At 67.2% G+C, this 13452-nt stretch carries 8 protein-coding genes; 7 read left to right on the top strand and 1 reads right to left on the bottom strand.

All coding sequences use genetic code 11. From position 1 onward, the window contains the following. Positions 1-152: 152 nt before the first annotated feature. The 7 genes from smc (at position 153) to gyrA (ending at position 12777) form a co-directional block, all read left to right on the top strand. On the top strand, positions 153-3656 hold the full coding sequence (gene smc, locus ACYVBS_RS10600) for a chromosome segregation protein SMC (protein ID WP_460823554.1): 3504 nt from the start codon (positions 153-155) through the stop codon (positions 3654-3656). Between the two features lie 49 nt (positions 3657-3705). After that, positions 3706-4464: a cell division protein ZipA gene (gene zipA / locus ACYVBS_RS10605; RefSeq protein WP_460823555.1), complete on the top strand. Its 759-nt coding sequence runs from the start codon at positions 3706-3708 to the stop codon at positions 4462-4464. 24 nt (positions 4465-4488) lie between these two features. Further along, positions 4489-6837, top strand: coding sequence for an NAD-dependent DNA ligase LigA (gene ligA, locus ACYVBS_RS10610; protein ID WP_460823556.1), 2349 nt, complete (start codon positions 4489-4491; stop codon positions 6835-6837). Next, a complete protein-coding gene (gene epmA / locus ACYVBS_RS10615) occupies positions 6834-7817 on the top strand; it encodes an EF-P lysine aminoacylase EpmA (RefSeq protein WP_460823558.1) in 984 nt (327 codons plus the stop codon). Before ligA ends, epmA begins: the two co-directional genes overlap by 4 nt. Positions 7818-7932: 115 nt before the next feature. Beyond that, a complete protein-coding gene (locus ACYVBS_RS10620) occupies positions 7933-8691 on the top strand; it encodes a DUF3011 domain-containing protein (RefSeq protein WP_460823560.1) in 759 nt (252 codons plus the stop codon). A gap of 38 nt (positions 8692-8729) precedes the next feature. Further along, a complete protein-coding gene (mtnA, locus tag ACYVBS_RS10625) occupies positions 8730-9791 on the top strand; it encodes an S-methyl-5-thioribose-1-phosphate isomerase (RefSeq protein ID WP_460823561.1) in 1062 nt (353 codons plus the stop codon). A gap of 337 nt (positions 9792-10128) precedes the next feature. Next, positions 10129-12777 carry a DNA gyrase subunit A gene (gene gyrA, locus ACYVBS_RS10630; RefSeq protein ID WP_460823563.1) on the top strand — a complete coding sequence of 883 codons (2649 nt, stop codon included), beginning with the start codon at positions 10129-10131 and terminating at the stop codon, positions 12775-12777. Between the two features lie 125 nt (positions 12778-12902). Here the strand turns inward: gyrA and ACYVBS_RS10635 are convergent, their stop codons facing one another. Further along, on the bottom strand, positions 12903-13385 hold the full coding sequence (locus ACYVBS_RS10635; protein ID WP_460823564.1) for a redoxin family protein: 483 nt from the start codon (positions 13383-13385) through the stop codon (positions 12903-12905). Positions 13386-13452: the final 67 nt, after the last annotated feature.

Consider the following 13452-nt stretch of genomic DNA (forward strand, 5'->3'; position numbering starts at 1 on the left):
TCCCTGGCGGCGTTCGCCCGCTATACTCACCTGTGGTTGTGTGCGCCTCACCACGTTGTGGCTAAGCAAATCAATAATTTGCAGCGCAAACCTTATTTTGTTTCGACATCAATGGCAGCGCCCGTGCGCTGCGCCAGGGGCCTCCTCGACGCATGCGTCTGTCCACCATCAAGCTGTCCGGTTTCAAGTCCTTCGTCGATCCCACGACGCTGCACCTGCCCACCAACATGACCGGCGTCGTCGGTCCCAACGGCTGCGGCAAGTCCAACATCATCGATGCCGTGCGCTGGGTCATGGGCGAAAGCTCGGCCAGCCGCCTGCGTGGCGATTCGCTGACCGACGTGATCTTTGCCGGCTCTTCGGCCCGCAAGCCGGTGTCGCAGGCGATGGTCGAGCTGATCTTCGACAACACCGACCACACCATCACGGGTGAGTACGCGGCGTTCAACGAGATCTCGGTCAAGCGGACGGTCAGCCGCGACGGGCAGAGCAGCTATTACCTCAACGGCGCCAAGTGCCGCCGCCGCGACATCACCGACCTGTTCCTCGGCACCGGCCTGGGCCCGCGCAGCTACTCGATCATCGAGCAGGGCATGATCAGCCAGATCATCGAAGCCCGGCCCGAGGACCTGCGCGTGTACCTGGAGGAGGCCGCCGGCATCTCCAAGTACAAGGAGCGCCGCAAGGAAACCGAAACCCGCATCCGGCACACCCGCGAGAACCTCGATCGCCTCAACGACCTGCGCGAGGAAGTCGGCAAGCAGCTCGAGCACCTCAAGCGCCAGGCGCGGCAGGCCGAGCAGTACCAGGCCATCCAAGCCGAGCGCAAGGTCAAGGACGCGGAGTGGAAGGCGCTGGAGCACCGCGGGCTGGACCAGAAGCTGCAGGCCGCGCGCGAGAAGCTCAACCAGCAGGAAACCCGCCTGCAACAGCTGATCGCCGAACAGCGCGAGGCCGAACGTGAAATCGAGACGGGGCGGTTCAAGCGAGAAGAAGCGGCCGAGCACCTGAACAAGGCGCAGGCGGCCAGCTACGAGGTCAGCGGCGCGTTGGCGCGCATCGAGCAGCAGATCCAGCACCAGCGTGAACTCTCGCAGCGCCTGCAGCGCGCCCGCGACGAAGCACAGAGCCAGCTGTCGGAGATCGCGGCACACATGGGCAGCGACCAGTCGCGCCTGGACGTGCTGCGGGCCGCGATCGAGCAGGACGAGCCGAGGCTGGAACAGTTGCAGGCCGAAGACGAGGCCCGCCAGGAGGCGCTGCGCGAGGCCGAAACCCGCCTGCACGACTGGCAGCAGCGTTGGGACCAGCACAGCCGCTCGCAATCCGAGGCCGCCCGCGCCGCCGATGTCGAGCGCACGCGCATCGAACACCTGGACCGCCAGGTGCTGGACGCCGACCGTCGCCGCGAATCGCTGGCCAGCGAACGCGCCGGTCTGGATGTCACCGCGCTGATGGAGGCCTTTGAGGGCCTAAGCGAAGAGCATGAACTCAAGAAGGCCTCGCTGGAGAGCCTCAACGAGGAGTTGGAGACCCGCAAGCGCGCGGTCTCCGACATGCAGGACCAGCAGCGCGTCGCACAATCGGAACTGGCGGAGGTGCGCAAGAACGCGCAGGCCGCACGCGGTCGCCTGTCCTCGTTGGAGACGCTGCAGCACGCTGCGCTCGGCCAGGAGCAGGGCGCCGCACTGACCTGGTTGAAGGCGCGCGGCCTCGACTCGGCCACCCGCGTCGGCGAGGCGTTGCAGGTCGAACCCGGCTGGGAAAACGCCGTCGAAGGTGCCTTGGGCCAGCTGATCGAAGGCGTGCTGGTCGAGTCTCCCGAAACGTTGGTCGATGCCATTGGCGAACTGGGCGAAGGTCGCCTCGCGCTGGTGGACCCGCACAACGACGCGGTGGATTTCGCACCGACGTCGCTGGCCGCCAAGGTCCGCGGCCCCATCGCAATCCGCCGCATCCTGTCCAAGCTGCACGCCGCCGAGGACCTGCATGCCGCGCGTGCGCTGCTGCCGGGCCTGGGTGACGGCGAGTCCGTCATCACACGCAATGGCGAGCGCCTGGGCGCAGGTTGGTTGCGTGTGCTGCGCTCCGGCGCGGCCAAGCAGGGCGCACTGTTGCGCGAGCGCGAGATCCAGTCGCTGCGCAGCGAGATCGAGACGCTGCAGGAGCGCGAGCGCACGCTGGAAGCCACGCTGACTCAACTGCGCGACCGCATGCTGGCCACCGAGCAGCAGCGCGAGGACGCGCAGCGCACGCTGTACATGGCCCACCGCAGCGTATCCGAGCTGGCGGGCCAGTTGCAGAGCCAGCAGGGCCGGTTGGACACCGCCCGCAACCGCATCGACAAGATTGAAGCCGAACTGGCCCAGTTGGCGGAGGCGCTGGAAAGCGCCCGCGAGCAAGCCCGCGAAGCCCGCATGCGCCAGGAAGAGGCGGTCATGCGCATGGGCGAGCTGGAAGACGCCCGCCAGGCGCTGGAGGCCGAGCGCCGCAGCTTCACCGAAGCGCGTGACCAGGCCCGAGCCATGGCCCGCGAGTCGCGCGACACCGCCCACGCCCTGGCGCTTACGCTGGAGTCCCACCGCGCCCAGATCGTGGGTCTGGCACAGGCGCTGGAGCGCATGGGCGGCCAGCGGGGCCAGCTCGACAGCCGCCTGGAAGAGCTGGTGACCCAGCTGGCGGAGGGCGATTCGCCGGTGGTGGAGTTGGAGGAGCAGCGCCAGGTGGCGCTGGAACGCCGCGTCTCGGCAGAACAGGAGCTCACCCAGGCCCGCACCGCGCTGGATGGTATCGACCATGACCTGCGTCGTTTCGAGCAGACCCGCCAGCAGCGCGACGAACAGGCACTGCAGCAGCGCGAGGCCATCGGCCAGCGCCGCCTCGACCAGCAGGCGCTCATCCTCAAGGCCGAAACGCTGGTGTCCGCTATCACCGAAGCCGGATTCGTGCTCGATGACCTGGTCAACACCTTGACCGAGGACATGGACGCCGAGACCTGGGGCCGTAGCGTCAACGAGCTGGACGCCAAGCTGCGCCGACTCGAACCGGTCAATCTGGCCGCCATCCAGGAACACGCCGAGGCCGCGCAACGCAAGGAATACCTGGACTCCCAGCACACCGACCTGACCACGGCGTTGGAAACGCTGGAAGAGGCCATCCGCAAGATCGACCGCGAGACCCGCGGCCGCTTCAAGGACACCTTCGATCGGGTCAACAGCGGTGTACAGGAGCTTTACCCGCGGCTGTTCGGCGGTGGCCATGCCTATCTGGAGCTCACCGGCGAGGACCTGCTCGACACCGGCGTGGCGATCATGGCCCGTCCGCCGGGCAAGCGCGTGTCCAACATCTCGCTGCTGTCGGGTGGCGAGAAGGCGATGACCGCGGTAGCGCTGGTGTTCGCCATCTTCCGCCTCAACCCGGCGCCGTTCTGCCTGCTGGACGAGGTGGACGCGCCGCTGGACGAAGCCAATGTCGGCCGCCTGGCGCAGATGGTCAGTGAGATGAGCGAGCAGGTGCAGTTCCTCTTCGTGACCCACAACAAGGCGACGATGGAGGCTGCGCACCAGCTTTCCGGCGTGACCATGCGCGAGCCGGGCGTGAGCCGCCTGGTGTCGGTCGACCTGGCCGAAGCCACGCGCCTGGCTGGCGTGGCCTGATTTCCGGGCATTGCGTAAGATTCCCGCCTGACAGACAACGGAGCTGCTGATGTCGGACATGACCTTGCTGCGAGTGGGCATCCTGGTGGCCGGGCTGATCCTGATCGCCGCCATCTTCTGGTTTGGCCGTCCGCGCAAGCCGGGGCAGGGCAAACGCCTCGCGCGCGCCGCCTCGAAGGACGCTGAGGCCGGGCGCATGGAGCCGACACTGGGCGAGCAGATTGACGCCGACCTGGCTGAAGGCGAAACGCGCGGTGGCGAGGCCGCCACCCAGGCCGAGCTGGATTTGTTCGATCGCACCCTTGAAAGCAGCAGCGGCGTGCCGACCACCGAACTGGGCAAGCGCGCCAGCGAGGCTTACGACAAAGTCGTCACCGTCTACCTTGCGGCGCGGTCGGGTCAGGTGCTGAACGGCGCGGATATCGTGGTGGCTGCCGAGAAGGCCGGGCTGGTGTACGGCTACATGGGCGTCTTCCACCGTCTGGTCGAGCGCCGCCCGGAACAGGGGCCGGTGTTCAGCATGGCCAACATCAAGCCGCCTGGCAGCTTCGACATGGGCTCAATCCAGTCGCTCGAAACCCCGGCGGTGGCGTTTTTCCTGACGTTGCCGGCCCCGGTGCCCGCGCTTGAGGCGTGGGAAACGATGTTGCCGACCGTGCAGCGCATGGCCGAGCTGCTGGACGGCATCGTGCTGGACGACCAGCGCAATGCGCTGGGCCGCCAACGGATCGCCCACGTCCGCGACGACTTGCGGGCGTACGACCGCCAGCGCGAAGCCCCGCCACTGACCAAGCCCGGCCGCTGGTAACGCGCCCCTCGCCGCGACACGCCGATGAGTGACATCGCCGCCCGCATCGCCGAGCTTCGCAAGCGGCTCGAGGATGCCAATTACCGCTATTACGTACTCGACGACCCGTCGATCGCCGACGCCGAGTACGACCGGCTCCTGCGCGAGCTGGAATCGCTTGAGGCCGCCCATCCCGAGTTCCGGACTCCGGATTCCCCCACCCAACGCGTGGGCATCGCGCCGTCGGGTGCGTTTGCGGAGGTGCGCCACGCCATCCCGATGCTTTCGCTCGGCAATGCCTTCAGCGACGAGGAAGTACGTGACTTTGTCGCTCGCATTGAAGAGCGTCTGGACCGCCGCGAGCCGCGCTTCTCGGTCGAGCCCAAGCTCGATGGCTTGGCCATCAGCCTGCGTTACGAAAAGGGCCGCTTCGTGCAGGGTGCTACCCGTGGTGACGGCGCCACGGGCGAGGACGTGACCGCCAACCTGCGCACGATCAAGGCCATTCCGCTGCACCTGCGCGGCGACGATTGGCCTGCCGTGCTGGAAGTGCGCGGCGAGGTCTACATGCCGTTGGCTGCGTTCCGTGCGTACAACGAACGCGCGCTCAAGGACGGCGGCAAGGTCCTGGCCAACCCGCGCAATGGCGCTGCCGGTTCGCTGCGCCAGCTGGACCCGCGCATCACCGCGCAGCGCCCGCTGGCGTTCTACGCCTACGGCGTCGGGATGGTGGAAGGCGCGAATCTGCCGCCCACGCATTCGCAGACGTTGGCCGCGCTCAAGTCCTGGGGCTTTCCGGTCAGTGCCGAAGGCGATGTGGTGACCGGGGCAGAAGGCCTGCTTCGCTACTACCGCGCGATGGGCGAAAGGCGCGATGGGCTGCCGTTCGATATCGATGGCGTGGTCTACAAGCTGGACGATTACGAAGGTCAGCGCGAGCTGGGTTTTGTCTCGCGCGCACCGCGCTGGGCGATCGCCCACAAATTCCCCGCACAGGAACAGCAGACGCGGCTGATCGGCATCGACATCCAGATCGGCCGCACCGGCGCCGCGACCCCGGTAGCGCGCCTGGAGCCCGTGCAGGTGGCCGGTGTGGTGGTCACCAATGCGACCTTGCACAACGCCGACCAGATCGGCCGCCTGGACGTCCGCGTGGGCGACACGGTGATCGTGCGCCGCGCCGGCGACGTGATCCCGGAGATCGTGCGGGTAGTGCCCGAAGGGCGTGCCGCCGATGCACCGGAGTGGCAGATGCCCACGCAGTGCCCGGTGTGCGGCTCGGAGATCGTGCGCGAGGAAGGCGAGGCCGTGTGGCGCTGTTCCGGCGAGTTGTCCTGCCCGGCGCAACGCAACGAGGCGATCCGCCACTTCGCCTCGCGCCGCGCCATGGATATCGAAGGCCTGGGCGAGCGTTTCATCGAGGACCTGGGTGACCTCGGCTACGTCATGTCCGTCGCCGATCTCTACCGACTGACGCTGGACGACCTGCTGGAGATGAAGCGTCGCGCCGACAAGCGCGATGGCACCACGCCGGAAACAGTGAAGGCGGGCAAGGTCGCCAGCAAGTGGGCCGAAAACCTCATCGCGGCCATCGACCACAGCCGCGATACCACGCTGGAGCGTTTCCTGTTCGCGTTGGGCATTGAGCACGTCGGGGAAAGCACGGCGAAGGCGCTGGCGCAGTGGTTTGGTGACCTGACGCTGATCCGCCGGCTGCCGTGGCCGCTCTTCAAGCGCGTGCCCGATATTGGCGGTGAGGTTGCGCGAGCCATTGGTCATTTCTTCGACCAGCAAGGCAACCAGCGTGTCATTGACGAACTGCTGACCGGCGGGGTGACGCTGCGTGACCAGCATGCCCCGTCGCCCAAACTGCATGGCGGGCTCGGGTTTGCCACGCTGCTGGTGGACCTGGAGATTCCCAAGATCACCAAGGTCCGCGCAGAGCAACTGGCTTCGGCTTTCGCAGGTGCGGATGCCCTGATAGACGCACCGCAGCACCACTTCATCAGTGCCGGCCTGCCAGCGGATACCGCCAAGGCGCTGGCCGATTGGCTCGCCAATGACCGCCATGCCGCATTGCTGGCGGCCGCCGATGCGGCGCTGCACGAACTGCGCGCCATCACCCCAGAGGCTGCCGCGGGCGGCGCGGGCATCCTGGACGGTCAGACCGCGGTGCTGACTGGCACCTTGACCGCATTGACCCGCGACGACGCCAAGGCACGGCTGGAGGCGCTGGGCGCGAAGGTGGCGGGCAGCGTGTCCAAGAAGACCTCTTTCGTGGTGGCCGGCGAAGCCGCTGGCTCCAAGCTGGACAAGGCGCAGGAGTTGGGCGTGGAAATCTGGGACGAAGCCCGCCTCCTGCAGTTCCTCGCCGAGCATGGCCTCGCGCCATGAGTGACTGGCAACCATCGGCCGGCTTCGAGGCACTGCGGCTTCGCGCGGAGGTGAACGCCACGTTGCGCCGCTTCCTTGCGGATCGGGGCGTGGTCGAGGTGGAAACACCGGTGATGTCGGTGGCCGGCAATACCGAGCCCAACATTGCCTCTTTTTCCGTCGCGTTCAGTGGCCGCACCGAGGGCGGCCCGCGCGCGCGCTGGCTCCGCACGTCGCCTGAGTACCCGCTCAAGCGCCTGCTCGCCGCCGGATTCGGCGACTGCTACGAACTGGGCCGCGTTTTCCGCGACGGCGAGGCTGGCGGGCGCCACAACCCCGAGTTCACCATGCTGGAGTGGTACCGGGTGGGTTGGGATCACCTCCGACTGGTCGAGGAGGTCGCCGATCTCGTGAACGCCGCGCTGGCATTGGTCGACCGCCGCGCCACGCTCGTGCGCACCACCTACCGCGACCTCTACCTGGAAAGGTTGGGCCTGGACCCGATGACCGCCACCGACACCGAGCTGCAGTCCGCGCTGGGCGACGTGGCGATCGATCCCGCTGGATTGACCCGCGACGACTGGCTGGACCTGCTGATGACCCACCGCCTGCAGCCGGGCTTTGCGCCAGACAGCATGCTCGCCGTCGTCGACTACCCGGCCACCCAGTGTGCGCTGGCGCGGATTCGACCCGGTGACGCCGCGAGTGGCGGGTTCTCAGTTGCCGAGCGCTTTGAGCTGTATCTGGGGCCGCTTGAGCTCGCCAATGGCTACCACGAGTTGGCCGACTCCACGGAGCAGGCGGCGCGCTTCAGTCGTGATGTTGCAGTGCGCCAATCGCGGGGCGATGCCGTGCCGCCTCAAGACGAGCGATTGCTTGCCGCGCTCCACGCGCTGCCTGACTGCGCCGGCGTGGCGCTGGGCGTGGACCGGCTGATGATGGCCTTGCAGCAGACGCCCCGGATTGCCGACGTGCTGGCGTTCGATTTCTTCCGCGCCTGAAGGCTTGGATGAACGCAGGCTGATGGCCGTCCCAAAAGGCGGAAGCCGCGTGCTTGCATTCATGCAGTCGCGGTAGAGTGGGGGCGTACTGAGGGCAATCGCAGGGGATTGGCTGATGCACCGCAATCTGACCGGGGTTCTGATCGGGATCGTCGCGCTTGGCGCGGCGCCCGCGGCGACGGCGCAGTTTGCCGACGCGCCAGGCACCGGCACCGTGCGCTGCGAGTCCCGCGATGGCCGCCTGCGCGAGTGCCCGATCGACACCCGTGGCGGCGTGCGCCTGTCCAAGCAGTTGTCGCGTTCGGAATGCCTGCGTGGCCGCACCTGGGGCATCAGCCGGGATGGCGTGTGGGTGTCGGACGGCTGTCGCGCCGATTTCGCCTACGGCTACGGCATGGGCGACGCGAATGACCGGGATGTCCGCAGCCGTGACCGCACGGTTCGCTGCGAATCCAAGGATGGCCGCTGGAAGCATTGTCCGACCGACGTTGAGGGTCGGGTCGAGTTCGTCCGCCAGTTGTCGCGCGGTACATGCCTGCGTGATCAGACATGGGGTGTCGACCCGCGAGGGATCTGGGTCAGCGGCGGTTGCCGCGCCGAATTCCGGATCGCCACGTACGAAGCCGGCCCGGACCGCGGCGGTGTGCAAGTCGTGCGCTGCGAGTCCAACGATGGTCGGCAGGAACATTGCCCGGTCAACACCCGCGGCGGTGTGCGGATCGCGCGACAGATTTCCCGCGTTGCCTGCATCGAAGGCCACAACTGGCGGTTCGACCGCAACGGCATCTGGGTGAAAGAAGGCTGCCGCGCTGATTTCGAAGTCGGTCAACGGCACGACCCGGCGTGGGGCCTGGGCCGCAACGAACAGGAATGATCGGCGCCGTATCACGGGCGCCGCGCTAGAATTGGCGGATGAACGACGCCCAATTCGACTTCGACCGCTACGACCGCATCCGCCCGATCCGCTGGACCGGCGACACTCTTGAACTGCTGGACCAGCGCAAGCTGCCGTTCGTGGTCGAGTACGTGGCCTGCGCGGATAGCGAGGCCGTCGCCGAGGCGATCCACTCGCTGACCGTTCGCGGTGCGCCGGCCATCGGCATCGCCGCGGGGTGGGGCGTGGTCCTGGCGGCTCGTGGCGTGGAAGCGGCCACCGGCGCCGAGGCGGCCGCCAAGCTCGAGCCTGCGATGCAGCAGATCAATGCCGCGCGCCCGACGGCGGTGAACCTGGCTTGGGCCCTTTCACGCATGCGCCAGGTGTTGGGCGGCGCGGGCGCGGACTGGCGGGAGGTGCTGGCGCGTGAAGCGCAGGCGATTGCCGACGAGGACCTCGCGGCCAACCGCCGCATGGGCGAACTGGGCGCGGCACTGATCGCGCCCGGCAGCGATGTCATGACCCACTGCAACACGGGCTCCCTGGCGACCGCCGGCTTCGGTACCGCGCTGGGCGTGATCCGAGCGGGCGTCGCACAAGGGCGCATTGCCAAGGTGTACGCGGGCGAGACCCGCCCCTGGTTGCAGGGCGCGCGTCTGACCGCCTGGGAGCTGCAGCAGGACGGCATCGCGCCCACGCTGGTGGCCGACGCGGCCGCCGCGCACCTGATGAAGACCGGTGCGGTGGACTGGGTGATCGTGGGCGCCGATCGCATCTGCGCCAACGGCGACACCGCCAACAAGATCGGCACCTACTCGCTGGCCATTGCCGCGCGCCACCACGGCGTGAAATTCATGGTGGTGGCGCCGTCGTCCACCGTCGACATGGCCACGCCTTCGGGCGATGCCATCCACATCGAGGAGCGCGATCCGGGCGAGATGTTCTCCATCGGCGGCGTGCGCACCGCGGCGGCGGACATTGCGGCCTGGAACCCGGTGTTCGATGTCACTCCGGCGGAGCTGATTGATGCGATCGTGACCGAGAAGGGCGTGATCGAGCAGCCCACGGTGGCGTCGATGAAGGCCGCATTTGGCGGTTGACGGCGGTCCCGGACGGTGGCTGGTGCGTGTGTCAACGCGCCACTCCGTCGGCGTAATCCTGACGGGAGCCGACGCCGCGCGCCGGTCGGGTTGAGTACCGGCCCTTTCCGCTCAGCCGTGCGCTTGGCGCATGCGCGGAAAATCCAGCGATATTCGTGTGTAAGTTGCTGTTTATGCGTGGGAAAACCGCGGCAAACAGCGTGTGAAATGTGATAGGATTCAGTGTCCTTTCCGCCCGCCCTGAAACGGCCGTCGAAGCGACGCGCTCCGGCCCGCCGGGCGCGCCTGCGCGGCGGTGTTTCCAGTGGCGCCGATCACCGCAGAACACGGAACCCTGATGGCCGAACTCGCCAAGGAAATCATCCCGGTCAACCTCGAAGACGAGATGCGCCGCAGCTACCTCGATTACGCCATGAGCGTGATCGTGGGCCGCGCACTCCCCGATGCCCGGGACGGCCTCAAGCCGGTGCACCGCCGCGTGCTGTACGCGATGAACGAGCTCGGTGCCCACAGCAACAAGCCGTACTACAAGTCGGCGCGTATCGTCGGTGACGTCATCGGTAAGTACCACCCGCATGGCGACACCGCGGTGTACGACACGCTGGTGCGCATGGCGCAGCCGTTCTCGCTGCGCTACATGCTGGTGGACGGCCAGGGTAACTTCGGCTCGATCGACGGCGACTCCGCCGCGGCCATGCGATACACCGAAGCGCGCATGTCGCGCCTCAGCCACGAGTTGATGGCCGACATCGACAAGGAAACCGTCGATTTCCAGCCCAACTACGACGAGAAGGAACTGGAGCCGACGGTCATGCCGACCCGGATCCCGAACCTGCTGGTCAACGGTTCGGCCGGCATCGCGGTGGGCATGGCCACCAACATCCCGCCGCACAACCTGTCGGAAGTGATCGACGCAACCATCGCGCTGATCGACAACCCGCTGATCGACGTCGACGGCCTGATGGAATACATCCCGGGCCCTGACTTCCCGACCGCGGGCATCATCAACGGCACTGCCGGCATCGTTGCCGGCTACCGCACCGGCCGCGGCCGTGTGCGCATGCGCGCGCGCGCCGAGATCGAGGTCGCCGACAACGGCCGCGAGGCCATCGCCGTCACCGAGATCCCGTACCAGGTCAACAAGGCCCGCCTGATCGAGAAGATCGCCGAGCTGGTCAAGGAAAAGAAGCTCGAGGGCATCAGCGAGCTGCGCGATGAGTCCGACAAGGACGGCATGCGCATCTACATCGAGGTCAAGCGCGGCGAGTCCGCCGAGGTTGTGCTCAACAACCTCTACCAGCAGACCCAGATGGAGTCGGTGTTCGGCATCAACATGGTCGCCATCGTCGATGGCCGTCCGAAGCTGCTGAACCTCAAGGATTTCCTCGAGATCTTCCTGCGCCACCGCCGCGAGGTGGTGACCCGCCGCACCATCTTCGAGCTGCGCAAGGCCCGCCAGCGCGCGCACATCTTGGAAGGCCTGACCGTCGCGCTCGCCAACATCGACGAGATGATCGAGCTGATCAAGACGTCGGCCAATCCGAACGAGGCGCGCGAACGCATGTTGGCGCGCACGTGGGAGCCGGGTCTGGTCGGCGCGCTGCTGGCCGCCACCGGTGCCGATGCCTCGCGTCCGGATGACCTGCCGCAGGGGGTCGGCCTGATCGACGGCCGTTACCAGCTGACCGAAACGCAGGCGCAGCAGATCCTGGAAATGCGCCTGCACCGCCTGACCGGACTGGAGCAGGACAAGCTCACCGAGGAATACAAGCAGCTGCTGGAAACCATCCGCGGCCTGATCGAGATCCTCGAGGACCCGGCGGTGCTGCTGGAGGTGATCCGCACCGAACTGCGCAACGTCAAGGAAGAGTTCGGCGATGCGCGCCGCAGCGAGATCCGCCAGAGCGAAGAAGACCTCGACATCCTCGACCTGATCGCGCCGGAAGACGTGGTCGTGACCCTGTCGCACGCTGGTTACGCCAAGCGCCAGCCGGTGACCACCTATCGCGCGCAGAAGCGTGGCGGCAAGGGTCGCAACGCCGCGTCGACCAAGGACGAGGATTTCATCGACCAGTTGTGGCTGGTCAACACGCACGACACGCTGTTGACCTTCACCAGTGCCGGTCGCGTGTTCTGGCTGCCGGTGCACCAGCTGCCTGACGCCGGGCCGAACGCGCGCGGTCGCCCGATCATCAACTGGATCGCGCTGGAAGCCGGCGAGAAGGTGCAGGCCATGGTGCCCGTGCGCGCGTATGAGGAAGGCAAGTACGTCTTTTTCGCCACGCGCAACGGCACGGTCAAGAAAACCCCGCTGACCGAGTTCGCGTTCAAGCTGGCGCGCGGCAAGATCGCCATCAACCTGGACGAGGGCGATGCGCTGGTCAACGCCGAGCTGACCGACGGCAACCGTGACGTCATGCTGTTCGCCAGCAACGGCAAGGCCGTGCGCTTCAACGAGGACGAGGTCCGAGCCATGGGCCGTACCGCCACCGGCGTGCGCGGCATGCGTCTGGCCGAGGGCGAAGGCGAGGGCGACGATGCCACCGCCGGCGCGAAGGTGGTCAGCCTGATTGTGCTCGATGGCGAGGGCGACATCCTCACCGCGTCGGAGCACGGTTATGGCAAGCGCACCCCGCTCGACGAGTACCCGCGCAAGGGCCGTGGCATCCAGGGCGTGATCGCGCTGAAGACCACCGAGCGCAATGGCGCGCTGGTGGGTGCCATCCAGCTCAGCGACCACCACGACGTGCTGCTGATCTCCGATGGCGGCACCCTGGTGCGCACCCGCGCGGCCGAGATCTCGCAGGTCGGCCGCAATACGCAGGGCGTGACCCTGATGCGTCTGGCGGCCGGTGAGACGCTGCAGGCCATCGAACGCCTGGATGCCTCGCTGGATGAGGACGAAGGCGTTGAGGGTGAAGGTAGCCTCAGCGACAGTGCCGCGGTCACCGTGGAGGCCGGCGGCGAAGGTGGCAATGAAGCCTGAAGCGAGGGCCGCTCTGCATTGAGATGAAAAGCCCCGGCGCAGGCCGGGGCTTTTTTCATGCGGGGCTTGCTTCGGCGCTTGCCTCGAGGGGGCTGGCCCCCCGCTGCAACGCGCCGGGCAACGACTCAGGCGGGCAGATGTTCCAGCACGTACTCGGCGGAAGAAACACGGAACTCGCCCGGCGCCTCGACGTGCAGCTGACGCACCACGCCGTTGTCCGCGTACAACGCGAAGCGCTTGGAGCGGATGCCCATGCCATAACCGGTCGCGTCCAGTTCCAGGCCCAGTGCGCGCGTGAATTCGCCGTTGCCGTCGGCCAGCAGGGTCAGGCCATCCGGCACATTCTGGCTCTTGCCCCACGCCTGCATCACGAACGCGTCATTGACGGCCATGCAGTAGACCTCGACGCCGCGGCTGCGGAAGGCTTCGAAGTTCTCGACGAACCCCGGCAGGTGGCGTTCCGAACACGTGGGCGTGAACGCACCCGGCACGGCGAACAGGACCGCGCGACGGCCGTTGAAGAGGGTCGCCGTATCGACGATCTCGACGCCTTCGCGGATACGCTGCAGGGGGATTTCGGGAAGATGGTCACCGACCTGGATGGTCATGGATGGCTCCTTTGCGTGGGGGCGTAAACCACAGAGTATCCTCTGCCCATGGCGAGAGGTCGATCAC

The organism is Lysobacter olei (assembly GCF_054777355.1).